20 protein-coding genes, 1 pseudogene and 1 other annotated feature are annotated in these 25,889 nt (G+C 42.4%); of the genes and pseudogenes, 2 read left to right on the forward strand and 19 right to left on the reverse strand.

The window, feature by feature from the left end; translation table 11 throughout:
• The 4 genes from AOQ70_RS08350 to AOQ70_RS08365 form a co-directional block, all read right to left on the reverse strand.
• A partial coding sequence (locus AOQ70_RS08350) for an SPOR domain-containing protein (RefSeq protein WP_059375740.1) occupies positions 1-768 on the reverse strand: 768 nt, incomplete at its 3' end.
• 156 nt (positions 769-924) lie between these two features.
• Complete coding sequence (locus tag AOQ70_RS08355) at positions 925-1,656, reverse strand: prepilin peptidase (protein WP_059375700.1); 732 nt, start codon at positions 1,654-1,656, stop codon at positions 925-927.
• 148 nt (positions 1,657-1,804) lie between these two features.
• Positions 1,805-3,109, reverse strand: coding sequence for a bifunctional folylpolyglutamate synthase/dihydrofolate synthase (locus AOQ70_RS08360; protein ID WP_059375702.1), 1,305 nt, complete (start codon positions 3,107-3,109; stop codon positions 1,805-1,807).
• Between the two features lie 65 nt (positions 3,110-3,174).
• On the reverse strand, positions 3,175-5,817 hold the full coding sequence (locus AOQ70_RS08365; protein WP_059375704.1) for a valine--tRNA ligase: 2,643 nt from the start codon (positions 5,815-5,817) through the stop codon (positions 3,175-3,177).
• 59 nt (positions 5,818-5,876) lie between these two features.
• Positions 5,877-6,106: a binding site (T-box leader), on the reverse strand.
• A gap of 168 nt (positions 6,107-6,274) precedes the next feature.
• Here AOQ70_RS08365 and AOQ70_RS08370 point away from each other — a divergent pair.
• A complete protein-coding gene (locus AOQ70_RS08370) occupies positions 6,275-6,463 on the forward strand; it encodes a hypothetical protein (RefSeq protein ID WP_003216497.1) in 189 nt (62 codons plus the stop codon).
• A 51-nt stretch (positions 6,464-6,514) separates the two neighbouring features.
• On the opposite strand, the gene ysxE is transcribed toward AOQ70_RS08370, so the two are convergent.
• The 8 genes from ysxE to hemA form a co-directional block, all read right to left on the reverse strand.
• Positions 6,515-7,546: a spore coat protein YsxE gene (gene ysxE / locus AOQ70_RS08375; RefSeq protein WP_059375706.1), complete on the reverse strand. Its 1,032-nt coding sequence runs from the start codon at positions 7,544-7,546 to the stop codon at positions 6,515-6,517.
• A gap of 37 nt (positions 7,547-7,583) precedes the next feature.
• Positions 7,584-8,888, reverse strand: coding sequence for a LysM peptidoglycan-binding domain-containing protein (locus AOQ70_RS08380; RefSeq protein ID WP_059375709.1), 1,305 nt, complete (start codon positions 8,886-8,888; stop codon positions 7,584-7,586).
• 333 nt (positions 8,889-9,221) lie between these two features.
• The gene (gene hemL, locus AOQ70_RS08385) at positions 9,222-10,514 is read right to left on the reverse strand and encodes a glutamate-1-semialdehyde 2,1-aminomutase (RefSeq protein ID WP_059375710.1); all 1,293 of its coding nucleotides are present in this window, start codon (positions 10,512-10,514) and stop codon (positions 9,222-9,224) included.
• Between the two features lie 27 nt (positions 10,515-10,541).
• Positions 10,542-11,510, reverse strand: coding sequence for a porphobilinogen synthase (hemB, locus tag AOQ70_RS08390; protein ID WP_029706177.1), 969 nt, complete (start codon positions 11,508-11,510; stop codon positions 10,542-10,544).
• Positions 11,510-12,301, reverse strand: a complete 792-nt coding sequence (locus AOQ70_RS08395; RefSeq protein ID WP_039180408.1) for a uroporphyrinogen-III synthase — start codon at positions 12,299-12,301, stop codon at positions 11,510-11,512. The genes hemB and AOQ70_RS08395 overlap by 1 nt, the downstream gene beginning before the upstream one ends.
• Complete coding sequence (gene hemC / locus AOQ70_RS08400) at positions 12,298-13,230, reverse strand: hydroxymethylbilane synthase (protein ID WP_034279812.1); 933 nt, start codon at positions 13,228-13,230, stop codon at positions 12,298-12,300. Before hemC ends, AOQ70_RS08395 begins: the two co-directional genes overlap by 4 nt.
• A 37-nt stretch (positions 13,231-13,267) precedes the next feature.
• On the reverse strand, positions 13,268-14,098 hold the full coding sequence (locus tag AOQ70_RS08405) for a cytochrome c biogenesis protein (protein ID WP_039180413.1): 831 nt from the start codon (positions 14,096-14,098) through the stop codon (positions 13,268-13,270).
• A gap of 7 nt (positions 14,099-14,105) precedes the next feature.
• Positions 14,106-15,473: a glutamyl-tRNA reductase gene (gene hemA, locus AOQ70_RS08410; protein ID WP_039180415.1), complete on the reverse strand. Its 1,368-nt coding sequence runs from the start codon at positions 15,471-15,473 to the stop codon at positions 14,106-14,108.
• 242 nt (positions 15,474-15,715) lie between these two features.
• Here hemA and AOQ70_RS08415 point away from each other — a divergent pair, with 242 nt between their 5' ends.
• The gene (locus AOQ70_RS08415) at positions 15,716-16,201 is read left to right on the forward strand and encodes a hypothetical protein (RefSeq protein ID WP_034279808.1); all 486 of its coding nucleotides are present in this window, start codon (positions 15,716-15,718) and stop codon (positions 16,199-16,201) included.
• A gap of 42 nt (positions 16,202-16,243) precedes the next feature.
• Here the strand turns inward: AOQ70_RS08415 and yihA are convergent, their stop codons facing one another.
• From yihA to leuD, 7 genes and pseudogenes are all read right to left on the reverse strand, one after another.
• Positions 16,244-16,831 (reverse strand): ribosome biogenesis GTP-binding protein YihA/YsxC, encoded by a 588-nt coding sequence (gene yihA, locus AOQ70_RS08420; RefSeq protein ID WP_024423177.1) that lies wholly within the window; start codon positions 16,829-16,831, stop codon positions 16,244-16,246.
• Positions 16,828-19,153: pseudogene (gene lon / locus AOQ70_RS08425) on the reverse strand (endopeptidase La). The gene yihA and the pseudogene lon overlap by 4 nt, the downstream one beginning before the upstream one ends.
• Positions 19,154-19,324: 171 nt before the next feature.
• Positions 19,325-20,986, reverse strand: coding sequence for an ATP-dependent protease LonB (gene lonB / locus AOQ70_RS08430; protein WP_059375713.1), 1,662 nt, complete (start codon positions 20,984-20,986; stop codon positions 19,325-19,327).
• Positions 20,987-21,123: 137 nt separating this feature from the next.
• On the reverse strand, positions 21,124-22,389 hold the full coding sequence (gene clpX / locus AOQ70_RS08435) for an ATP-dependent protease ATP-binding subunit ClpX (protein ID WP_024423180.1): 1,266 nt from the start codon (positions 22,387-22,389) through the stop codon (positions 21,124-21,126).
• Between the two features lie 251 nt (positions 22,390-22,640).
• Positions 22,641-23,915 (reverse strand): trigger factor, encoded by a 1,275-nt coding sequence (gene tig / locus AOQ70_RS08440; protein ID WP_034279803.1) that lies wholly within the window; start codon positions 23,913-23,915, stop codon positions 22,641-22,643.
• 240 nt (positions 23,916-24,155) lie between these two features.
• Positions 24,156-25,163 carry a DNA damage checkpoint antagonist DdcA gene (gene ddcA, locus AOQ70_RS08445; RefSeq protein ID WP_047202463.1) on the reverse strand — a complete coding sequence of 336 codons (1,008 nt, stop codon included), beginning with the start codon at positions 25,161-25,163 and terminating at the stop codon, positions 24,156-24,158.
• Between the two features lie 124 nt (positions 25,164-25,287).
• Positions 25,288-25,887: a 3-isopropylmalate dehydratase small subunit gene (gene leuD / locus AOQ70_RS08450; protein WP_047202464.1), complete on the reverse strand. Its 600-nt coding sequence runs from the start codon at positions 25,885-25,887 to the stop codon at positions 25,288-25,290.
• Between the last annotated feature and the right edge of the window lie 2 nt (positions 25,888-25,889).

Below are 25,889 nucleotides of genomic sequence, written 5' to 3' on the forward strand. Positions count from 1 at the left end.
GAGCTCCTTGCCTCCCCATGCCTCAAAGTGCTGATCAATCAGCTTCTTCCCAACAGCACTTGTCATGCCCTGTTCTGTCGCAAGCCCAGCAATGACATAATAGCCATCATCCATTGAGATCTTTTTCCCCGCATACCCTGCTTCTTTTAAACTGCCAACTAATTCATCTGCTCCTTTTTCAGAGGAAAACTTTCCAGCCTGTACGACATAGGTTGAAAAATGGCCAGAGGCGCTTTTTTCATCTTTATTCTCTTTTGATCCATCAGCAGTATCTGCTGGCGGCGCATCCCCGCCCGCTTTCATTGATGACTGATTTCCGGACGCTGAAACGCTGATATCTCCCCCTGATGGATTCTGAGTACCATCTTGACTTAAGCTAAGTGCAAACACACCAAGGCCTGTCCCAAGAACCACTGCAAACACAATCGTTGTCATCACTCTCTTAAACGGGCCGCGGTTTTTACCGAACTTCTGATCAAAGGAACCTTTTTTCTTTTGATAAGGTGTGACGACCTTTGGATCAGAATGATAAATATGATCAGCTGCATCATCCCACTGGAAATCTTCTTCTTTCGGTTTAGCCGGTTCTTCCTCAGATGCAGCAGTCTCCTGTTCTGACTGCCTTTTTTCCTCCCAATTCGAAAACGTCACTTGATCATCCTCTTGCTGTTTTGGCGGCTGGTGATCATCTTCATGAAGCATTTCTTCTTTGCCATTAATATTGACTTTTAACCCTTGTTTTTTTGCCTGCCTTTTTTTCACTGTCATTCCCCGCTTTCTGACATTGTTTGTAAGAAAGACCTTTTTGTCCAATGAATCAGCGCGAATGTACCCGTCCTTCTTTCTGTTTCACACTTTAACATAGCGAAAAAAAAAAAGAACAAGACTTTTGTCGGCAGGGAAAAAAAGTGTTCGCCAATTTTTTCAACCGGTCGACCCTGCGAATGGGAGCATGACATGAGCTCCATAGAGATACAGCCAAAAAGAAAAAGAGATCGCAGGAACAAAGGGAAATGGTTCATCTAATCGAAAAGAAAAAACCTTCGCATAGGCGATTCCAGCGATACACGAGAGGAAAAGAATGAGAAGGAATGGCTTGAAGCCAAAGCAAAACGCAAGAACACCGAACAGCTTCATATCAGCTCCGCCCATGCTATTTGGCTTGAAACGTTCTAAACTATAAAACATGAGAAAGCAAAAAAGAAGCGAAGACGCTCCTTCCCACCAAATTAGAAGAGGTTCAAGCGTGCGGTATATGACGAAAAGAGGGAAAAAGAAGAGAAACAGCTCGTTTGGCACCCTCATATAAAGGAGATCACTCACGACAGCAATCACAAATAAACTACAAAGAATCACAAGAAAAAGACCTTCAAACGAAATACCAGCGATTCTATACATGAGCAAAAAAAGACTGCCTGACAGCAGCTCAACCAGTGGATATAACAAAGACAGCCGAGTGCCGCAATGCTTACAAGTTCCCCTCAATAACGCATACGAAACGAGCGGGATCATCTCGTGCAGGGAAAGCGGCTGTTTACAGACTGTGCAGTGAGAACGAGGAAGAAGAATAGATCGCTTAAGCGGCAGCCTTTCACCAACTAGATGAAAGAACGACCCCATGGTGATGCCTGCAAGAAACACAAAAATACCTATCATATATTGTGACCCCTTCCGAGAATAAGATAGACCGGATTTTATCACGATCGTATTCATTGAGCACATAGCGAAAATATGATTTTACTTTCCATCTGCATATCAAAAGAAAAAAACACAAATGGCATTAAAGCCATTTGCGTTTTTTGTGTTACCCGATCATACGATTTCGTATATCTGAAATAAAATAAAGAGAGCCTGTCACAATGATCACCGCTGACGGATCATCACTTTTTTTCTGAATGAACTCAAGCACTGTACAAGGGTCATCATCATACGACTTTGCGTCTAACTGACTGCATACATAAAGCTTTTCAGCTGATTCGGCTCTTGGAAAAGCAAATGAAACAAAATGGATAGAAGAACTGACAGCTTCAAGCTTTTGAATCATTTGCTTGTACGGCTTATCTTTTAAAGCACTAAAACATATATGCACCTGTTTACTAGAAAAATGAGCTTGTACAGTTTCAATTAAACGGTCGATCCCTTCTTCATTATGAGCGCCGTCTAAATACACTGGAGGATGATCTTTGACTTTTTCAAATCTCCCAGCCCAAGCTGCCTGCCGAATGCCCTCATATATTTGCTCTTTTGTCACGCTAATATAGCCTTCTTGCTCCAGCCATTCAATGAGTAAAACAGCAAGGGAAGCATTTTGCCTTTGATGCGTTCCGATTAATCCTGTTTCAAGCTGCGGATACTGCTTTTTTGATGTGCGTAACGTGAAACGTTCACCTGTTTCTGTCGGCTGCTGCTCATCAAATCTACAAGTATCATGTAAGGAAATACATTCCGCATTCTTTTCTTTTGCTGTGTTTTGAATGACAGCAAGAGCTTCAGGCTGGTGAACTGCCGTGATCATTGGAATACCCTCTTTGATAATGCCCGCTTTTTCAGCTGCAATCTGTTCAAGTGTGTCACCTAAAATGGTCATATGATCATGACCAATCGACGTAATCGCTGTTAAAATAGGCACAGCAATATTTGTAGAATCAAGTCTTCCCCCAAGCCCTGTTTCCAAGAGGACAAAGTCTACTTGGTGCACATGAGCAAAATAAGCAAATGCACATGCTGTAATGATTTCAAATTCTGTTGCTGCGCCAAGCTCTGTTTGATCTAATTCGTCAACAAAAGGCTTGATTTGATTCACCAAACTCAACCATTCTTCATCTTCTATAGGCACTCCATTCACGCTGATTCTTTCATTGAACGTTAGTATAAACGGAGAGGTGAAAGTTCCGACCGAATAGCCGGCTGCCTGCAAAACAGAACGCGTAAACGCAATGGTTGATCCTTTACCATTTGTACCTGCAACATGTACTGTTTTTATACTTTGTTCCGGATTTCCTAGTCTGTTCATCAGCCATTTCATTCGTTCAAGACCCGGTTTTACGCCAAAGGCCAGTCTGCTGTGAATCCAATCAATGGCTTCATGATAGGTTGTAAACAATGTCATCTCTCATTTCATACGAAATTTTCAAAAAAGACGACTCCCTTTCATTAGGAGCCGTCTTTTCAACCTTATGCTTTCAGCTCTTCAATACGCTTTTGAACAGCCTCGCGTTTTGCGACATAATCACGTTCTTTCGCACGCTCTTCTTCTACGACACTTTCAGGCGCTTTTTTCATAAAGCCTTCGTTGCCAAGCTTTTTCTGTACTCGTTCCACTTCTTTTGTCAGCTTATCAAGCTCTTTTTGCAGACGAGCAATTTCTTCATCTAAGTTGATTAAGCCTTCAAGCGGCAGAATGAGTTCTGCTCCAGAAATAACAGCCGTCATCGCTTTATCACTAGCTGGGATATCCGTGCCAATTTCAAGAACACTTGGATTCGTGAAGCGCTCAATATATGAACGGTTTTTCTCTAAGCGTTCCTGCACATCAGATGTAGAGGCTTTAATGTAAAGTTCAACTTGTTTGCTCATTGGCGTGTTCACTTCACTGCGAATGTTACGAACAGAGCGGATGAGTTCCACAAGCAGCTTCATATCAGCAGAAGCTTGTTCGTTGGAAAGCTCCGGCTTCACTTCAGGCCATGCCGCAACAGTAATGGACTCACCTTCATGCGGGAGATGCTGCCAGATTTCTTCTGTTAAGAACGGCATAAACGGATGTAGAAGTCTCATCGTTTGATCTAATACATACGCAAGGATCGAACGAGTCGTTTTCTTCGCTGCTTCGTCTTCTCCATAAAGCGGAAGCTTCGCCATTTCAATGTACCAATCACAGAAATCATCCCAAATGAAGTTGTATAAATGTCTGCCCACTTCACCGAATTCATACTTGTCAGCAAGCTGTGTGACACTTTCAATTGTTTCATTTAAGCGTGTTAAAATCCATTGGTCAGCAACTGATTTTTCTCCTGTTAAATCAAGCTCATCATACGTTAAACCATCCATATTCATTAAAGCAAAACGGGATGCGTTCCAAATTTTGTTCGCAAAGTTCCAAGTGGATTCAACCTTTTCAAAACTAAAACGAAGATCCTGACCTGGTGAGCTTCCAGTCGCTAAGAAATATCTTAATGAATCCGCACCGTACTTGTCGATGACCTCCATTGGATCAATTCCGTTGCCGAGCGACTTACTCATTTTACGCCCTTGTTCATCGCGGATAAGCCCATGAATAAGGACATCTTTGAACGGTTTTTCTCCTGTGAATTCAAGACCTTGGAAGATCATGCGGGATACCCAGAAGAAAATAATGTCATAGCCAGTTACAAGCAGATTGGTTGGATAGTAGCGCTTGAAGTCTTCACTGTCTGCATCCGGCCAGCCCATTGTAGAAAACGGCCAAAGTGCTGAACTGAACCATGTATCAAGTACATCGTTATCCTGTTCCCAGTTCTCAATATCTTCTGGAGCTTCAAGTCCAACGTATACTTCTTTCGTTTCTTTATGATACCAAGCCGGAATACGGTGTCCCCACCATAGCTGACGAGAAATACACCAGTCACGGATATTTTCCATCCAATGTAAATATGTCTTTTCAAATCGGTCTGGAACAAATTGAACTTGGTCGTCACCTTTTTGCAGATGAATGGCTTCGTCTGCCAGCGGCTGCATTTTCACAAACCATTGTGTTGATAAATACGGTTCAACGACAGCTCCACTTCGCTCACTATGACCAACTGAATGCATGTGTTCCTCAATTTTGAACAAAATGCCTTCTTCTTGTAAATCCTTCACAAGCTGTTTGCGGCATTCGAAGCGGTCCATCCCTTTGTATTGCAGGGCATTATCATTCATTGTGCCATCTTCATTCATGACAAGAATACGCTCTAGCCCGTGGCGGTTTCCAAGCTCAAAGTCATTCGGATCATGAGCAGGTGTAATTTTCACAGCACCTGAACCAAACTCCATATCAACATAGTCATCACCGACGATTGGGATCTCACGGCCTGTAATTGGTAAAACCACTGTTTTTCCAATCAAATGCTGATAACGCTCGTCATCAGGGTGTACGGCTACGGCTGTATCTCCCAGCATTGTTTCAGGTCTTGTTGTCGCAATTTCAATTGAACCCGTGCCATCTGAAAGCGGATATCTCAAGTGATAAAACGCACCTTGAACATCCTTATAAATCACTTCAATATCAGAAAGTGCCGTTTTCGTTGCTGGATCCCAGTTAATGATGTACTCTCCGCGATAAATAAGCCCTTTTTCGTACAATTGAACAAACACTTGGCGAACGGCTTTATTCAGACCTTCATCTAAAGTAAAACGTTCACGGGAGTAATCGAGACCAAGACCCATTTTCGCCCACTGGCTGCGAATAAAATCTGCATATTCTTCTTTCCATTTCCACGTTTCTTCCACAAATTTCTCCCGGCCAAGGTCATACCGGCTTACGCCTTCTTCGCGAAGCTTTGCCTCGACTTTTGCTTGAGTCGCAATACCGGCATGGTCCATACCTGGAAGCCAAAGAACGTCATAGCCCTGCATCCGTTTCATACGTGTCACGATGTCTTGGAGTGTAGAATCCCATGCATGCCCAAGGTGCAGTTTTCCTGTCACGTTTGGTGGAGGAATGACGACTGTATATGGATCTTTCGTTTTGTCATTTTGTGCTTCGAAGAATTTCCCTTCAAGCCAGTACGTATAGCGGTCTTTTTCAATCGCATTAGGATCGTACTTTGTTGGCATTTCTTGATTATTTGTTCCCATTTGTGTAACCTCCACATTTTTTCGGCTGATGAAACATAAAAAAAGCCTTTCCATCCTTATAAAAGGACGAAAAAGCTTTTTCGCGGTACCACCTTTTTTCACGAGACACATACACGTGTCCCATACACTCTAAAGGATAACGGGGTTCTCCCGAATTTCTCTACTTGTTCATTCAAGAAATTAAGCTCACAGGCGACCTTCCAAACAAGTACATCCTAGGAAACCTCTCAGCTCTTGGCTTCCCTCTCTTTAGGGTCTTGCTCGTACTCTTCCTGATCCACGCTTACGATATATCACGTTCATCAGCACATACTCATCTTTTATTAATATTACTAAATGCCTTTTGTTTTCGTCAATCATCTTTTCCGCTTTTCTTCTTCTTTATACAAATTGGGCAGGCACCCTTCGCCCTTTTGCCCATATGATAATAACAAAATGAAGAAGGAGGGCGTTTGATTTGAAGAAGATCAATCCTTACACACTCCCCCCCTGGCTGAGACAAATTCGGGCAGTTGCCTCCCAAGTCGTTCTCCCGATTGCTATATTTCAAGGATTTCGTACGATCATTTTCCCTACAACATTTGACGTCCTCATTCTAGGTATTCTTATTTTTCTCGCCTGTGCCTTTCATCTTGATTGGTTTTAAAAACTCATGCTTATGTACCTGCCCATATAAAGCCAACGCAGCATAACCTCGTCATTCCGCTGATGACGAGGCACTTTGTTCTTCTTCAAGCCGTCTAGCCTGCTCAATCTCATGAATCTTCATGACGGTCGGCTCAGAATTTTTCATCTGCCAATACGCTCTTAACAGCTGCTGACAGCTTTCCATTTCATCCTGCCTGCCTGCTTCATAAGCTTTTACTGTATCAAACAGCCCTTGCGGATAAGCAAGGTAGCTTAGGAACAAATGCAGTTCTTCCTCCCGAAGAGGGTTTCCTTTTTGATACGTATAAAACAAAGAAGTGCATTCAGGACAAGACGTGGGATAGGTTTTGAATGTCCGAAAGTAATAGGTCAGAAGATCATAGATGGGGGCGGCTTTTTTAGACCGCTCGAAATTGGTGAAATGTCCTGTTCCTACATCATTATACAAAAAATGATGGATCGATAGCTGTCCATGATTTAGCACAACACGCGTTGTCTCTTTGTCTTTCATTTCTTCATGCCAATCTTCTAAACGCTCAAGCGCAAATTCGCTGGCAGACATCGCCTCTGAAAAATACATAGCAGCGGCCAGCTCAAATGGCGACATATACCACGTTTGTTCTGCCCGCTCTATGAATCGTTCATACATGTCTTTCTCTGTTTCCCATTTGGTCTTGATTTGGGTGTAATGCGCTTCTATCTCTTGCTCTGTGATATCCATCATGACTTCAGTCCGCTTATGAAGTCTTGCAATCTCTTGAAATAAATATTCGTGCTTATCGTCCTGCTCTTCTCTCTTTTCATTCGTCAGCCACGGCATCAGATAGTATGCATACTGGCTTTCCCGATGACTTGAGAAAAAGGAACCGCTCTTCGTCCGATAAATCGGAACAAAGGAGCGATAGCCCTTTGATTCTAGTTCAAGCATTTGTTCTGTAAATTGCATATGCCGGTTGGCTTTTACTCGCTTCAAGGCAAATACACCCTGCTTTGTATATACCTTGATGACAACAGGACTGACAGGTTCAATATATTCAGCCTCAAGTCCGTATTCGTATAAGACAGATTGGATTTCATCCACGTTCACTCACCACATTTTCTCGGTCAGTCATCGCTTGCTATGCATTGCTTTTTTGATATTCAGGAATATAAAGAATCTGCCCTTCCTCAAGCTCCGCATCAATCGATAATGAGTTTGTGCGAAGAAGCTGCTGCACATTCAATTGATATCTCTCACAAATACGATCGACCGTATCTTCTTGCTGAACTATACATATTTTCATGCGAGAAAAATCTTCCTCCTCCTGCTTAGCGAACAGCTTTGTTAAATAAAGAGAGTTCTCACTGCCAGACGTTTCTCTCACGTCTTCTTCAAGCTCCTCTTCTTCTTGAGCTGACTCATATATTTTAGGTGCTTTCCGTTCATATAACCGCCCGAGCTGATATTCGTCACCCTGCTCCTCTTGCTCAGGTTCCACTTGATAAGCAGGTGATTCAAATGCCGGATATGACTGTACCGTTTCTTCCTGCTCTTCGGCAGCTTCCGGATCTTTTCTCACTTCCACTTCAAAGAATGTATCCTCCCGCTCCTCTTCTTCTAAAAGCTTAGGTGGTTCAAAAAATGGCGGTTCCTGCACATGAGCTTCAGGGATGGATCGATAGCCAAGTGCCACAGCTTCTTCTTGGTTATTCGGCTGTTCCGGCTCTTCTTGTTCTTCTGATTCTTCCGGTTCTTCGGACACTTCCTCTACTTCCCTGTTCACCAGTTCTATCTCAATTTCTTCATCCTCTTCTTCTTGATCTTCCTGTTCTTCTTGCTCAGCACGTGTGTCATGTTGGAAAACAGGCTGCTTCTCATCATCCTCATGTTCTTCGCCTTGCAGCTCTTTTTGCTCTTCTTGTTCCGGCTGCAACTGATAATCGTAAGCCATATCACCATAATCCTCTTCAGGACGATGGACAAATTCATACGGCTCCTCTACAGGCGCTTGAGGCGTTTCCTCGTCTAACAAGCCCTCAATGGCTAAATCAGCCTGAATGGTAAGCAAACGATTCTCTGTCAGCTGGTAATCAAACGCATCAATAAACACAAACACATCATTTAAATGACTAATTTTGTTCTTCGGAATGGTGATATCGACTGGAAATTGATGCAGAAGCTCCGCCGTTCCGTCTTCTCTTACCTTTACCTCATCTGCTTCCCTGTATGTTGGAAAGGAACTCAATTCACCCAATAGCTCCTCTTGATTTATGTTGTATTCTCCTGTTAGCTCGAGTGAACCTCTAATGGAAACATAATCATTCACTTCTTGAACGAGAATATCAGGGTCGAGAGAAATTGACAGCAGCTCACTGACTTCCTGTCCGCTTTTAAAATAAATGGATTCTTCTACCGAAAACTGTAATCGATTGTTTTGAGACAAGTCGGTGTCCTCCTTTCATCTAATCCTTAAAAAATAAAATTAGATGTCAATACAGTTGTATGTGGCAGGAAGTGAAAATATGATTCGTTTTCTCCAACGCAAAAAGCCGATATGTCTCCATATCGGCTCAGCGTGTAGACAAACCCTCGCATTCGTTGTCAGTCCTGCGCTCCGGTGCTCACGAATGTCAAATTCGCTCCGCTCCGCTGCTCGTCTTTCCTAGACTGCAAAGGTTTTCTATCACGCTGAAAAAAAGACAAAGGGCTAAAATCAAGATCATTTTAGCCTTTGTCAACAATCTGAAGCCAATATGTCTCCATATCGGCTTTTGTTTTATCGACGTAGTTTTTGAAAAACCTTTTCCACTGTCTCAATTGTATATTCGATGTCTTCATCTGTATGAGCTGTTGACAGGAATAGTCCTTCAAATTGAGAAGGCGGGAGGAAAATGCCGTGATCGGCCATTTCCTTGTAAAATTCAGCGAATAAAGCAAGATCAGCTGTTTTCGCTTTGTCATAATTGATCACTTCTTCATTTGTAAAGAAGAATCCGATCATGGAACCCGCACGGTTAAACGTTAATGGAATTCCATATGCTTTTGCTGCTTTCGAAATACCTTCTTCTAAACGGTCACCTTTTCGTTTAAACTCTTCATAAGACTCAGGTGTCAGCTGTTTTAGAGTTTCTAAGCCTGCTGTCATCGCAAGAGGGTTACCAGATAACGTTCCTGCTTGATAAATTGGACCACTTGGCGCAATTTGTCTCATAATATCCGCTCTTCCGCCATAAGCACCGACCGGAAGACCGCCTCCAATGACTTTACCAAGACACGTCAGATCAGGTGTGATGCCAAAATAACCTTGCGCGCAGTGATAATCCACACGGAAGCCTGTCATGACCTCATCAAAAATGAGTAATGATTCATATTGTTCCGTAATGTCTCTCAGCCCTTGCAAGAAACCTTCTTGCGGAGGGACAACCCCCATATTTCCTGCGACCGGCTCTACAATGACACCAGCGATATCGTCGCCAAATTCTTGAAAAGCAACTTGAATGCTTTCTAAATCATTGTACGGCACTGTGATCGTGTTGCTTGCAGTCCCTTCAGGAACACCAGGACTATCCGGGAGTCCAAGCGTTGCCACTCCAGAACCTGCTTTAATGAGCAAAGAATCACCGTGGCCATGATAGCAACCTTCAAATTTCACAATTTTATTTCTGCCTGTAAAACCGCGAGCTAGACGAAGTGCACTCATCGTCGCCTCTGTACCAGAGCTGACCATGCGAATGACTTCGATGGAAGGAACACGCTCTGATACAAGTTTAGCTAATTCATTTTCAACTAACGTAGAAGCACCGAAGCTTGTCCCATTTTCCGCTACTCGCTGAATGCTTTCAACGACACGATCATTCGTATGTCCTAAAATCAGTGGTCCCCATGATAAGACATAATCGATGTATTCATTTCCATCAATATCATAGATCTTGGCGCCTTTGCCTCGTTCCATAAAAATCGGGTCTGTGTTGACTGATTTAAATGCACGCACAGGGCTGTTGACACCACCAGGCATTAAATGCTGTGCTTCTTCAAATGCTTGTTTTGATTTTTCATAGCTACGTCCCATTTCAATGTCCTCCTGTCTATCCGTTCTTTATTCCGAGAGCCATTTTGCTGCATCTTTTGCATGATACGTAATGATGAGTTCTGCTCCTGCACGTTTCATGCTTGTCAGCATTTCCAAAACAAGCTCTTTTTCAGAAATCCAGCCATTTTGAGCAGCGGCTTTTACCATTGCATACTCTCCGCTCACATTGTAAGCAACAACAGGGAGTGTAAATTCATTTTTCACATCACGCATAATGTCTAAGTAAGAAAGAGATGGTTTGACAATCAAGAAGTCAGCTCCCTCTTCTACATCAGATTGCGCTTCTCTTAGAGCCTCTAAACGGTTTGCAGGGTCCATTTGATATGTTTTACGATCTCCAAACTGCGGTGTACTATGTGCTGCATCACGGAACGGACCGTAAAAAGCACTTGCATATTTCACGGCATAAGACATGACTGGTACATGAATAAAGCCTGCTTCATCAAGTGCCTCACGAATGGCAACAACAAATCCGTCCATCATATTTGAAGGCGCGATGATATCTGCACCTGCACGCGCTTGGCTGACAGCCGTTTTCGCTAATAGCTGAAGAGATTCATCATTTAAAATTTCTCCATCTTCAACGATTCCGCAATGTCCGTGATCTGTATATTGGCATAAGCAAGTGTCTGCAATCACCACGAGCTCTGGGAAATGCTTTTTGATCTCAAGCGTAGCTCTTTGAACAATGCCATGATCGTGATACGCCTCACTGCCTACATGATCTTTATGATCTGGCACACCAAATACAATGATCGATTTGATGCCAAGATCAACAAGCTCTTGGACTTCTTCTTTCACAAGATCTACAGAAATGTGATACACACCTGGCATTGAAGAGACTTCTTTTCGGACATTTTCTCCCTCTACAAAAAAGATCGGATAAATGAAATCAGATGGTCTTAAAAAGGTTTCTCTGACTAATTCTCTCATTCCTGCGCTTGTCCGCAATCTGCGGTGTCTGTTAAATTTCATCAATGGTTCAACTTCCTTTCAGATAAACGGCACATCAAATCAAGCATTCCGTCTATCGTATAAGTATCTGGGGTTTCAGAAGAAATCCCGTATTGAAGCAGTGCCTCTTTTGTCAGAGGACCGATCGTCACAAAACAAGTGTCAGATGCAGCCAGCATCGCTGCATCTGCTTCCATCACATGCATAAAAGAATGAACAGTAGATGAGCTCGTAAATGTAATAAAATCAAATGATTGCTTCGTCATTGCCGATTTAAGAGCAGCAATTCCATCCTCATCCTTGACTGTTTCATATAAAATCCATTCTTTTACCTCTATGCCGAGCGGAACGAGGGTCTCTTTCACCACATCTCGTGATAGATGCCCTTTTGCTACAAACACACGATCTCCTGGGCGTACATGGTCAAGTAATGCATCTGCCAGTTCTTCCGCTATAAATCGTTCTGGCACAACATCCACCTTCAAGCCGTGCTGCTCAAGATAGGCAGAGGTTTTCTCTCCTACAGCAGCCACTTTTAAATGGGATAAGCTCTTTTGGAAATGATGGTCTTTTATGTAGTTCAGAAAAAAAGACGCACCATTCACACTCGTGAAAACAAGCCATTGGCTATTTTCTAAGTCCTTTAAAAAGTCCTGCGCTTTTTCTTTTGTGAGCGTAGGCTCAAACCGAATAAGAGAGGTTAAAACCGCATGGCCGTTCAGCGCTTCAATCTTTTGCTGAAACACGCCCGCTTGACGTTCATTTCGAGTGACAAGCACCGTCTGTCCGTGAAGCGATTTGCCTATGCTCATTGAGACAGATCCTTTTTCACCTTGTCGATCAAATCCTTTGCTCCCTTATCGGCCATCTGCTTCGCACACGCTGTCCCAATTGCTTCAGGGTCAGTGCCTGTGACGGTTTCTCGAATAATTGTGTGCCCATCAGCAGATGCAACAAGACCTGTTAGTTCAATTTCATTATGCTCATTCATCGTTGCATAGCCAGCGATCGGCACCTGACAGCTTCCATCCATTTGTTTGAGGAAGGCTCTTTCTGCGAGGACCGTTTTCTTCGTATATTCATTCGTAAATTGGGCGAGAAGCTGCAACAGCTCTTCATCATCCCCGCGGCACTCAATCGATAGCGCGCCTTGTCCAACGGCTGGAAGGCACGTCTCAGGAGATAAAAATTCCGACACAACCTCTTTGCTCCATCCCATTCTGGACAGACCGGCAGCCGCTAGAATAATGGCATCATACTCTTCATTTTTCAGCTTTTCCAATCTCGTATCAATGTTTCCTCGAATCCATTTAATCTCAAGATCTGGTCTTTCCTGAAGAAGCTGTGCGCTGCGCCGTAAGCTACTCGTTCCCACAATTGCACCCTTAGGCAGTTCGCTGAGACTTAGATGATCCTTCGAAATAAGTGCATCCCGCACATCTTCACGCTCAGGAATACAGCCAATCACTAAACCTTCCGGAAGAGCTGCCGGCATATCCTTCATGCTGTGCACCGCCATATCAATATCATGATTCAACATCGCCTGCTCAATCTCTTTAACAAACAGTCCTTTGCCGCCAACCTTAGATAAAGTCACATCTAAAATCTGATCACCCTTTGTTACAATTTCTTTTATTTCAAAAGAATAAGAAGGGTTTAGTTCAGACAGCTTTTGAATGACCCATTTTGTTTGTGTAATTGCCAGCTTACTTCGTCTAGAACCTACTTTAATTGTACGCAATACGTCTTCCTCCCGACAATGCCTTTAAGACTCATCATTATTGAAACCAATGAAAGGTTGATAAGCTACCAAGCAGAAAATAATTGATCATCAGCACAAGGAATGAAGCGACATTCCAAAATGCCACGATTTTGCCCTGCATATTTCTCACCAATCTGATATATAAGTAAAAGCCATATAAAAACAGCATAATAAACGAACCAAGCACCTTTGCATCTGTCCAGTACAACGTATCATACGAGATATATGCCCAAATGATGCCAAGAATTAAACTAAGCAAAAGCATTGGCACACCAATAATGTTTAATACGTATGCCATATGATCCAGCTTTGATAAGTCTTCAATTCTCAAAAGCCATTTTCCCCATTTTTTCTTTTTCAGCAAACGATATTGAAAGAGATAAAGCAGTGAAAATGCAAAAGAAAGTGAAAAGGCACCGTAGGATAAAATCGCCATCGTAATATGAATCACGAGCAGTTCACTCGTCAGCTTCCCCGTTAGTTCTGCTGAATGGAGGTCAGATGGTGTAAAGGTGTGAATCGCCATCATGGAAAAACCGATCACATTTGTAAAAAAGACAATAAATTCAACGCGCAATATCTTTGTGAGGACAAGCGAAAGTGTCACAAGCACCCACGTATAAAAATATAACCCCTCTGCTACATTCAACACAGGGAATCGGTCTGTTTCCATCATAATATAGAACATGTAGACTGTTTGCAGCAGCCAGACAATAGAAAGCAACCAGAAAGCCATTTTTCCAGCCTTCCGGTTGTGTTGAAGAAAATCTATGAAATAGAACAAGACACTTAGTGCATAGATTAAGATCGTTGCTTCATTGAGTCTCGCTACAATGGATTCCATCATCGCTTAATCACTCACTGGCAACTGTAGCAAAGCCTTGTGCCATATTTGGTTTGAACAGCTGAAATGCCCCTTGCTCCACCTGTACAGGTTCGACCTTTTGCTCTTCATCTTCAACCTGTAAATCAAAGATTTCTTTAAAGAGTAAAAGTTTCTCCTCTGCATTTGGCTCCGCGGCAATTTCTTTTGCCTTTAAGATAGGATCTTTCAGCATTTGGTTGATGATGCTTTTCGTATGTTTATTTAACAGCTTCATTTCACGGTTTGTGAGGTTTGGAAGCTTCCGCTCAATACTCTGCATCGTATCGGCTTGAATTGTGAGTGCCTTTTCTCTAAGTGCAGAAATGACTGGAACAACACCTAACGTATTCAGCCATTGCTTAAATTCTACAATTTCCGCTTCAATCAGGAGCTCAACCTGCTCAGCCACTGCACGGCGCTCTTTTAAGTTAGCAGCCACGATGCCTTCAAGGTCATCAATGTCATACAAAAAAGCACCTTCTACTTCAGAAATGGCTGGATCTAAATCACGGGGCACAGCAATATCTACCATAAATAGAGGTCTGCCCTTCCGCTTTTTATTCGCACTTTCGACCATTTCTTTTGTAATGACAAATTGTTTCGCACCCGTTGAGCTGATTAAAATGTCCGCTTCGGATAATGTTTTTTCTAATTGGTTTAAGCTCTTAGGCTCTCCTGAAAAACGACCGGCCAATTCCTTTGCCTTCTCAAATGTTCGGTTGATAACCGTTACTTGGCCAATTCCTTGCCCTTGGAGGTTTTGAGCCGCCAGTTCGCCCATTTTGCCCGCGCCAAGAATCAGGACATGCTTATCAGAAAGACGTCCAAAGATTTTTTTAGCAAGCTCAACCGCTGCATAGCTGACAGACACCGCATTAGACGCAATATCCGTTTCCGCATGAGAGCGTTTTGCGACAGTGACCGCTTGTTTAAATAAATAATTGAAAACGGTACCAATGGTCTTCTCCTCTTGAGCTACTTTAAAGCTGGATCGCACTTGACCGAGTATTTGTGTTTCACCAATCACCATGGAATCAAGTCCACAGGCTACACGGAATAAATGCTCAACCGCTCCATCGTTTTCATAAAACTTCAAATACGGAGAGACATCTTCTTTTTCTAAACCGAACCAATCGGCTAAAAATCTTTTTATATAAAACCGTCCAGTATGAAGCTGATCTACTACTGCGTAGATCTCTGTTCGATTACATGTTGAGATGACGATATTCTCTAGAATGCTTTTTTCTTCTTTAAGCTTGGACATCGCTGTTCCGAGCTCACTCGGTTCAAAGCTCAGCTGTTCCCGTATCTCAACAGGGGCTGTTTTATAATCTAAACCCACAACAAGAATATGCATAACTTCAGCTTGCACCCCCAACGCCCTGTCTAATTTATAATAATTACAATATAGAATTTATTATTTATAATGATTATAACATATATTCATTTTTAACTGGATAAAAATTGTGAACAGATTTCAAAAATGTTGTGATATAGTAGAAAAATGTTCGACACCGTTTATGCCATATCATCACTTCAAGCAATTTACCAGATTTGGCGCGTGCGGACAAATGATCTGCTTAAAAGAAGGTGACATCTTTGAAGAAAAAATCCATTTTGCTGCCGCTTACTTTACTGGCTGTAGCGCTATATGCCATTCTCTCGGGAGGTCAATTTGACATTTGGAAGGATCAAGAGAAATGGTATACACTTGTACTGCTTTTTGGCCTCGCTTTTTTATATCAAGGAAAGAAGGAGCAAGAAAGCGCTCATGTGTTTATCGGTATGCTTATGACAGGCCTTTCGCTACACTTTATTCTTCAGCCTAAATTGGACCACTGGCCAGACACATTTACGATGATTGTATTCATCGTAGGACTTGCACTCTTTGTGAAATCATCTCAGAAAAAAGAATATCGTATTGAAAGTGTTGTGCTGATCGCACTCGGTCTGTTCCTTTATTTCTTTCAGCAAATTACAAAACAGCTAAGTTCCCTTTCGATTCCTACTTCTGGCTTTGAATTGTACTGGCCTTATGTACTGATTGCTGTCAGTCTCCTCTTATTATTTTTAAAAAGGAAATAACTTATACAATAAAAAAGCATCTGCTCATCGCAGATGCTTTTTTTAGCCGTTTACTTTCGCAAGGATCGCATTCCAGGCTTCATCTTTCCCCTTTTTTGTTTCAGAAGAGAATAAGATGAGTTCATCTGATGGGTCAATGTCGAGCGTCTGTTTGACGACTTTCGCATGTTTTTCCCATTTGCCTTTTGGAATTTTATCCGCTTTTGTAGCGATGACGATCACGGGAACTCCGTAATATTTAAGGAATTCATACATGTTCACATCATCTACTGATGGCTTATGACGCAGGTCCACAATTTGGACAACTGCTTTTAATTCTTCACGCATTGTAATATACGTTTCGATCATTCTACCCCAGGCTTCGCGCTCTGTTTTTGATACTTTGGCAAAGCCGTAGCCCGGAACGTCCACAAAATGGAGCATATCATTAATAATGTAGAAATTAAGCGTCTGTGTCTTACCTGGTTTAGAAGACGTACGCGCTAAATTTTTACGATTAATCAATGAGTTGATGAACGAGGACTTTCCAACATTTGATCGTCCAGCAAGCGCGATTTCAGGCAGTCCGCCGCTCGGGTACTGCTCTGGTTTCACCGCACTAATGACGATATCTGATTTTGTTACTTTCATCTTCCCTCTCCTACCAACGCTTTCTCAAGCACCTCATCTAGATGTGAGACCGGAATAAAGGTTAGTCCTTCTCTCACACTTTCAGGAATATCATCAATATCCTTCTCATTGTCCTTTGGAAGAATAATGGTTTTCAATCCTGCACGATGTGCGCCTAATGCTTTTTCTTTTAGTCCGCCAATTGGAAGCACTCTTCCTCTTAACGTTATCTCTCCTGTCATACCAACCTCTTTTGATACAGGACGTCCTGTGAGTGCTGATACAAGAGCCGTCGCAATGGTGATACCAGCTGATGGCCCGTCCTTTGGAACCGCACCCTCTGGAACATGGATATGAATATCGTGCTTTTCATTAAAATTAGGATCAATGTTCAGTTCATCTGCTTTAGAACGAATATAACTGAATGCCGCCTGTGCAGATTCTCTCATGACATCACCAAGCTTACCTGTTAACAAGAGCTTGCCTTTACCAGGCGAGAGTGATACCTCAATTGATAAGGTGTCTCCGCCAACTGTCGTATACGCAAGTCCTGTGACAACCCCCACTTGGTCTGTCGTTTCAGCCTGACCATAACGGTAAAGTCTTTTTCCAAGAAATTCAGATAAGTTCTTTTCCGTCACTGTGATGCGTTTTCGGTCTTCAGCCACAATCGCTCTTGCCGCTTTTCGGCAAATGGCCGCAAGCTGACGCTCTAACCCGCGGACTCCTGCTTCTCTTGTGTAATAGCGAATCATATCATAAATCGCTGCTTCACGAAGCTGCAAGTTCCCTTTCTTTAATCCGTGCTCCTTTAGCTGCTTCGGCAGAAGGTGATCTTTCACAATCTCTGCTTTTTCAACCTCTGTATACCCTGCAATCGTGATAATCTCCATTCTATCACGAAGTGGGCCTGGAATGGTTGCTAAATTGTTGGCAGTGGCAATAAATAACACTTGTGATAAATCAAATGTCTCTTCAATATAGTGATCGCTAAAATTATGATTTTGCTCTGGATCCAGCACTTCAAGCATCGCAGAAGACGGATCACCTCTAAAATCAGATGACATCTTATCAATTTCATCTAAAAGAAACACCGGATTCATTGTGCCTGCCTTGCTCATCCCGCGAATGATACGGCCTGGCATCGCGCCTACATACGTTCTTCTATGTCCACGAATCTCAGATTCATCACGCACACCGCCAAGAGAGATACGGATAAACTTTCGGTCAAGTGATTTAGCAATCGATTTGGCAAGTGACGTTTTCCCTACCCCAGGAGGTCCTGCTAAGCAAAGAATCGGTCCTTTTAATGAATTCGTCAGCTTCTGTACAGCAAGGTATTCAAGCACACGTTCTTTGACTTTTTCCAGCCCATGATGCTCATCATCTAAAATTTCACTTGCCAGCTTTAAATCTAGACGATCTTCTGTATAGATGCCCCATGGAAGATTGATCAGCCAATCAATATAATTTCGAATGACAGAGCTCTCAGCAGAGCTGGAAGGAATTTTTTCATAACGGTTCAATTCTTTTAGTGCCGTTTCACGAACAGAATCCGGCATGCTGGACTCTTCGATTTTAGACATTAATGAACTGACTTCGCCCGTTTTTCCTTCTTTGTCACCTAGCTCCTTTTGAATGGCTTTCATTTGTTCACGCAAATAATATTCTTTTTGCGTTCGTTCCATTGAACGTTTGACGCGCTGACCAATTTTCTTTTCAATCTCCAGCACTTCTTTTTCATTGTGGATTAAGCTGATGACACGATTCAGACGTTTTTTTAACATCCACTGTTTCCAGTACTTCTTGTTTGTCCTTTAATTTAAGCGGCAGGTGAGAAGCAACGATATCTGCCATTCTCCCCGGTTCCTCAATATCCGTCACCGTTGCATATGTTTCAGCTGAGATTTTTTTTGAAATTTTTATGTACTGATCAAAGTGATCTAACAAAGTGCGCATGAGCGCTTCTGCTTCTGCGTCCTTTAAATCTTCTTCTGCCAATTCTTTAATATCGACGGACGTATAGTCCTCAAGCTCCACATATGATTCGATCTGCGCTCGATTTAAGCCTTCTACGAGTACACGAATCGTTCCATTCGGCAGCTTCAGCATTTGTTTGATTTTTGTGTAGGTGCCGACTTTGAAAATTTCCTCTTCACCTGGTTCATCTATTGAAATTTCCCGCTGTGTTGCTAGAAAAATCATATGATCGTTCATCATCGCCTGTTCTAATGCTTGAACAGACTTCTCGCGTCCAACATCCAAATGCAAGACCATTGTTGGATAAACAAGCAAGCCTCGCAATGGGAGGAGCGGAACATTCTTTTTGATTTCATCTGCCATGTTGATTGACACCTCCGTCACTAGTATGAATCATTATAATATACCTGTTTCAGTCTTGTACAATGTAAAAGACTTGAGAAATGATGATCTTACCGTAGTATACCCTTTCTTTTTATCTTGAAAAAGAAAAAAAGATCTATTTCACTAAAAAATCCCCATATGTGATGGGGATTAAACAGATTTTCTTTTCATTTCCTCTTCTAGTCCATCTTTCTTCTCGTCTGGCGGGTTGACCAAACACTGATCCAGCACCTCTTGGAAGTGCTTCACAGGCACAATGGTGACGCCTTCAATCTCTTTTAAGATCGACTGCTGGTTGTCATAAGGAATAATCACGGTTGTGGCACCAGCTTGTTTCGCCGCTTTAATCTTCGGTATCACACCGCCAATCGGCTTCACCTGACCCTGCAATCCGATTTCACCTGTCATTGCTGTCAGATGATCAATCGGGATTTGATGAATGGCAGAGAAAATCGCCGCCGCCATGGCAATCCCAGCAGACGGTCCATCAATCGGGGCACCGCCTGGGAAATTAATATGGATGTCATATTCATTTGTCCGTATGCCTAAGTTTCTCAGCACTGTTAATACGTTTTCAACAGACCCTTTGGCCATACTTTTTCGTCTAATGGATTTAGACTGACTGCCAATGCTTTCTTCTTCAGCAATGCCTGTAATGTTGATACTGCCTTTTTCAAGCGCCTTACATATATTCACTTCAATCTCAAGCAAGGCACCGCTGTTTGGTCCGTAGACAGCCAGACCATTCACTACCCCGACTTTTGGCTTTTCCGGTACTTTTTGTTCATATCTTGGTGTCAGCTGACTTGAATGAATGACCCACTCGACATCTTCGATCGTGATGTCTTTTCGGTTTTCCGTGACGGCCATTCCAGCGGCGATCTGCACCATATTGACTGCTTCACGGCCATTTTTCACATAAGAGGTTAACAGGTTCAACCCTTCATCACTTAATTCCTTTTGGATTTTTTGGACAGCCTTAGCAGCAACAATTTTCAGTTCATGCTGGTCAAGATCCTTAAAGAAAATTTCCAAACACCTTGAGCGAATGGCTGGTGGAATTTCTTCAGGTGTTCTTGTCGTAGCACCAATCAACCGGAAATCAGCCGGAAGCCCATTCTGAAAAATATCGTGGATGTGTTTCGGAATTTGGGTGTTTTCCTCACTGTAGTAGGCACTGTCTAAAAATACTTTCCGATCTTCAAGGACTTTCAGCATTTTGTTCATTTGGATCGGATGCAGTTCACCAATTTCATCAATAAACAGAACCCCGCCATGAGCATGCGTAACGGCTCCTTGTTTTGGCTGCGGAATGCCTGCCTGTCCCATCGCTCCCGCCCCTTGGTAAATCGGGTCATGCACGGAACCAATGAGTGGGTCTGCGATGCCCCGTTCATCGAATCTTGCGGTTGTGGCATCGAGCTCCACAAATACCGCATCTTTCTTAAACGGTGAATCAGCATGACGCTTCGCTTCTTCCATGACAAGACGGGCAGCTGCTGTTTTTCCAACTCCCGGTGGGCCGTAGACAATGACATGCTGAGGATTTGGTCCGCAAAGCGCTGCTTTTAGAGCACGAATACCGTCTTCCTGCCCTACAATATCTTGAAATCCCTTTGGCCGGACTCTCTCTGATAAAGGCTCACTCAGCTTGATTGAGCGCATCTTTCTGAGTGCTTCCATTTCTTTCTTTGATTCTTTGTCTATCGTCACCTTTTGTGTGCGCTGATTTCGCAGTAAGTTCCAAAAGTACAGCCCGATGACGATACCAAAGAACAGCTGTATAAATAATACGATTCCTGTCCAGCTCAATCGGTGCTCCCTCCTTCATCTATCGTATGTATTGGTTTCTGTCTGCTAGTATTTCCTAGAGCTGGACGGAATAAACACGTCTTCCACGATAAATAAAAAACTCCTGAATCAAAATGATTCAGGAGTGAGACTTCTCTTTATGCAGATGTTTTTGTATCTTTGTTGACGACTGTGCCATCTTTTAACACAAGACGCGGCGGCTCACCATCAGCAACCGTTGCACCAGTGATGACACATTTTTCAATATCATCACGAGATGGAAGGTCAAACATCACATCAAGCATGATGCCTTCAATGATCGAGCGAAGACCACGAGCTCCTGTTTTACGCTCAATTGCTTTTTTCGCAATTTCGCTAAGAGCATCTTCTTCAAATTCAAGCTCTACATCGTCAAGCTCAAGCATTTTTGTATATTGCTTAACGAGCGCATTTTTAGGCTTCGTCAAGATTTCTACAAGTGCTTTTTCATCTAACGGCTCTAGGCTTGCAATAACCGGTAGACGACCGATGAATTCTGGAATTAAACCGAAGCGAAGCAAGTCTTCTGGCAGTACTTTTGATAGAAGAACTTCTTTTTCAAGATCTTCGACTTTATTTTCCGCACCGAATCCAATTACTTTTTGACCTAAGCGGCGTTTGATGATTTGCTCAATGCCGTCAAAAGCTCCACCACAAATAAAGAGGATATTTGTTGTATCGATTTGAATGAATTCTTGATGAGGATGCTTACGTCCACCTTGAGGCGGTACACTAGCAACTGTTCCTTCAAGAATTTTCAAAAGGGCTTGCTGGACACCTTCCCCAGATACATCTCGAGTGATAGAAGGGTTTTCTGATTTTCTTGCTACTTTATCGATCTCATCGATGTAGATAATGCCTTTTTCCGCTTTTTCTACATCATAATCCGCTGCCTGGATCAGCTTTAGTAAAATATTCTCTACGTCTTCACCAACATAACCTGCTTCTGTTAATGATGTTGCATCTGCGATCGCAAATGGAACATTTAAAATACGAGCAAGTGTTTGAGCAAGTAATGTTTTACCGCTTCCTGTTGGTCCAATCATAGAAATATTACTTTTCGAAAGCTCAACATCATCAATCTTGCTGTTGGAATTGATCCGTTTGTAATGGTTATAAACCGCTACAGCTAAGGATTTTTTCGCATTGTCTTGTCCGATGACATATTCATCAAGAATCTCCCGAATTTCATGAGGCTTCGGAACATCCTTGAATTCAACTTCTTCCTCTGTGCCGAGCTCTTCTTCAACTATTTCCGTGCAAAGCTCGATACATTCATCACATATATATACGCCAGGTCCTGCGACCAGTTTACGCACTTGATCTTGCGTTTTTCCGCAAAACGAGCATTTTAATTGACCTTTTTCCTCGTTGAATTTAAACATTCTTTCACCCCTTATTCTTCTTCACTTGCCTGTAGCTAACAGTCAGCTACCTTTCTGGGTCCAGTATGTATGCATTTTACCATACTTTCCTAAAAGACGGTAACGATGTGTTTCTAACACTGCACATTGAGATATGTATGACAGAAAGATGCGACTTACACTATCGTTTCCAAAAGAAGCGATGATAAGTCAAAAATTGTACAAAACAAGGCACGAGTCACTCGCGCCCTGTTTTATTATTATGCACCATATTAACGGTTTTCTACAAGAAAATCAATTGCTTTACGAACTTTTAGATCTTCTTTCATTGCTTCAGTAGATCCGATCGCTTGTTTGATATTTTCAATTGGCATGTTGTATGCTTCAGCCATTTTTGAAAGTTCTTCTTCCACTTCTTCGTCAGACACTTGTAAGTTTTCTGCAGCAGCAATTGCTTCAAGTGTTAGGTTAGATTTTACGCGTTTAGCAGCATCTTCTTTCATTTGCTCTTTAAGCGCATCTTCATCTTGTCCAGAGAATTGGAAGTAAAGCTCAAGGTTCATACCTTGCATTTGAAGACGTTGTTCGAATTCTTTCATCATGCGGTCTAGCTCTGTGTCAACCATCGCTTGTGGGATGTCAACTTCCGCATTTTCAGAAGCTTTCGCAACTAGCTCTTCACGAAGTTTTCCTTCTGCTTCGTTTTCTTTTGCTTCTTCAAGACGTTTCTTCGTTTTTTCAGTTAACTCAGCAAGTGTTTCTACTTCTTCATCAACATCTTTAGCGAACTCATCGTCAAGTGCTGGAAGTTCTTTTGCTTTGATTTCATGAATTTTCACTTTGAATACAGCTGGTTTACCTGCAAGGTCTTCAGCATGGTATTCTTCTGGGAATGTAACTTCTACGTCTTTTTCAGCGCCAGCTTCAAGACCAACTAATTGCTCTTCGAACCCAGGGATGAATGAACCAGAACCTACTTCAAGAGAGTAGTTCTCAGCTTTTCCGCCTTCGAATGCTTCTCCATCAACGAATCCTTCGAAATCAAGAACAACTGTATCGCCGTTTTCGATTGCGCCTTCTTCTTTGACAACAAGCTCAGCTTGACGGTTTTGCATGCCTTTAAGCTCTTCTTGTACATCTTCATCAGTAACAGCTGTGTCGTCTTTTTCTACGTTAAGACCTTTGTAGTCACCAAGTTTCACTTCAGGCTTCACTGTTACTTTTGCAGTGAAGATTAAGCTTTCGCCTTTTTCGATTTTCTCAACATCGATTTCAGGGCGGTCAACTGGTTCGATACCAGCTTCGTCGATTGCTTTTGGATATTCAACTGGAAGAAGAATATCTAATGCATCTTGATAAAGAGATTCTACACCAAAACGCTGCTCGAAAAGACCACGTGGTACTTTCCCTTTACGGAATCCAGGGATTGATACTTGCTTAACCACTTTCTTAAATGCATCATCAAGTGCTTTGTTAAATGTTTCAGCGTCAACTTCTACAGTTAGAACGCCTTCGTTACCTTCTTGTTTTTCCCATTTTACTGACATGTGTGTTTCCCTCCAAAAATCTATTCAGATTGTGCGTTGCTCCATTCTAAAGCATCATAAAGACTTCGTCCAATCAAAAACCACGCACTCCGCTAAGAAGCTTGCATTATGTATACAACATTTGACTTGATTATACATATCGTCTTTCAACCGTTGGAATCTGACAACTGCACTATATATGCACAAATACAACCATTATATTATAACATAACAAGTCCGTCTTTCAACTAAATCGACAAATTACAAATAAGAAATTTCTTCAATATCTTTCAGCATTGTGCAAGCTTCTCTCAGCTCTCGTTCGTTAAATTCATACAATAGATGCAATTCTTCGAGTTCAATCTCGATCCCATGCATTTCATAGCCGACTTTATGAAGTGCCGCTGCCCAAAGACTCGGATCTGTGTACTTAGGAAGAAATGGATACAGCACAAATAAGTGCCGGCGCCATAGCTCTTCCACGCCTTGGTAAAGGGTTGGGTTCTCATTGCCGAGCGTGTCATCGAGCATACGAAGGACTTGCTGAAGAAGCGGCATCTGCTCTGGCTTTACAGCCTCAGAAGGAATAAGTGTTAAAGAATCACCGAATTTTGTCACATGAACCGGCTTTGCCACATCATGATCTGCCAGAAGCTGCAGGATCATTGATTTGACCAAAGGGTTCCCATCGGGATTTTGTAAGATTGTATTTAATAGACCCATGTGCGGTGTGATATTCCGGTCTTTCAATGAATGGATGAACTGGACCTGTTCTTCCGGCCGCTTCAGCATGTCATCTATATTGACCTCACTTCCAGCTTCCTCATCTTCATCTAAAATCTCTTCAGGTGATTCAATCATTTTTCTGCTAAATTCGAGCAGCTTGTAAAAATGCTCCGCGCTTTCTGCCGGAAGATGGTTTTCCTCGAGCACAGCCTCAATCGTCTGTTTGACTTCTTCATATTCTTTCAGCTGAATTAAGATCGTCATATACACTTGGAGCACAGTGAAATAGTGGCCATATCCTTCATGCAGCATTTTTTCACAAACACGCTTTGCATCCTGCAGCTCACCCAGCTCCAGAAAACAAATTGCCATTCCGAGGTGAATATCGGATTCTTCATCGTCATCATACGATTTTGCTTCTGAAAACAAGTGAAGCGCCTCTTGATACTGTTTATCTTTTAATGCTGCCATTCCTTTTTCAATCAGTCTTTCTTTCAGACCAGGAAACAAAATGACATTATCTTTCTTCTTGTCATGCTTCATGCTTACGTTCCTTTCGGGCGCATATTTTTTATCAGTTTACCAACGAAGATTAGTAAACACAAGTAACGAGAGGTTTTCATGCAAAAAGAAGCCGTCACACCTCGGGCGGACAGCTTCTCGTTGCTTAAGCGCGCAGCCAGTTGCTACGCTTTTCTTCAAATGCTTGAATGTCATCTTCTAGTAGTAATGTTAATGAAATCTCATCATAACCATTTAGGAGCATTTCTCTCCAGTGAGGGTCGACTTGAAAAGGGGTGATATTCCCTTCGTGATCTTCTATTTGCTGTTTTTCAAGATCAACCGTCATCTCATACCCTTTGTTCTCATATGACGCTGCGAAGGTTTTCCACACATCATAATCAAGGCGAATCGGAAGCATCCCATTTTTAAAGCAGTTTTGATGAAATATATCTGCGAATGATGGTGCGATGACAATTTTAAAACCATAATCATCAAGCGCCCAAGGAGCATGTTCCCTAGATGATCCGCAGCCAAAGTTTTCTCCTGCGATCAAAATCGATGCTCCTTCATAGATCGGTTGATTCAGTTCGAAATCGGGATTTGGGCTGCCATCGGCTAAATAACGCCAGTCGAAAAAGGCAAAGCGGCCATATCCTGTTCGTTCGATTCTTTTTAAAAATTGCTTCGGAATAATTTGATCTGTATCTACATTGATACGGTTAAGCACAGCGGCTTTCCCTTTATGAGTGACTAAAGGCTCCATCT

It is taken from the genome of Bacillus sp. AM 13(2015), assembly GCF_001518755.1.
Classification (GTDB): Bacteria; Bacillota; Bacilli; order Bacillales; family Bacillaceae; genus Bacillus; species Bacillus safensis.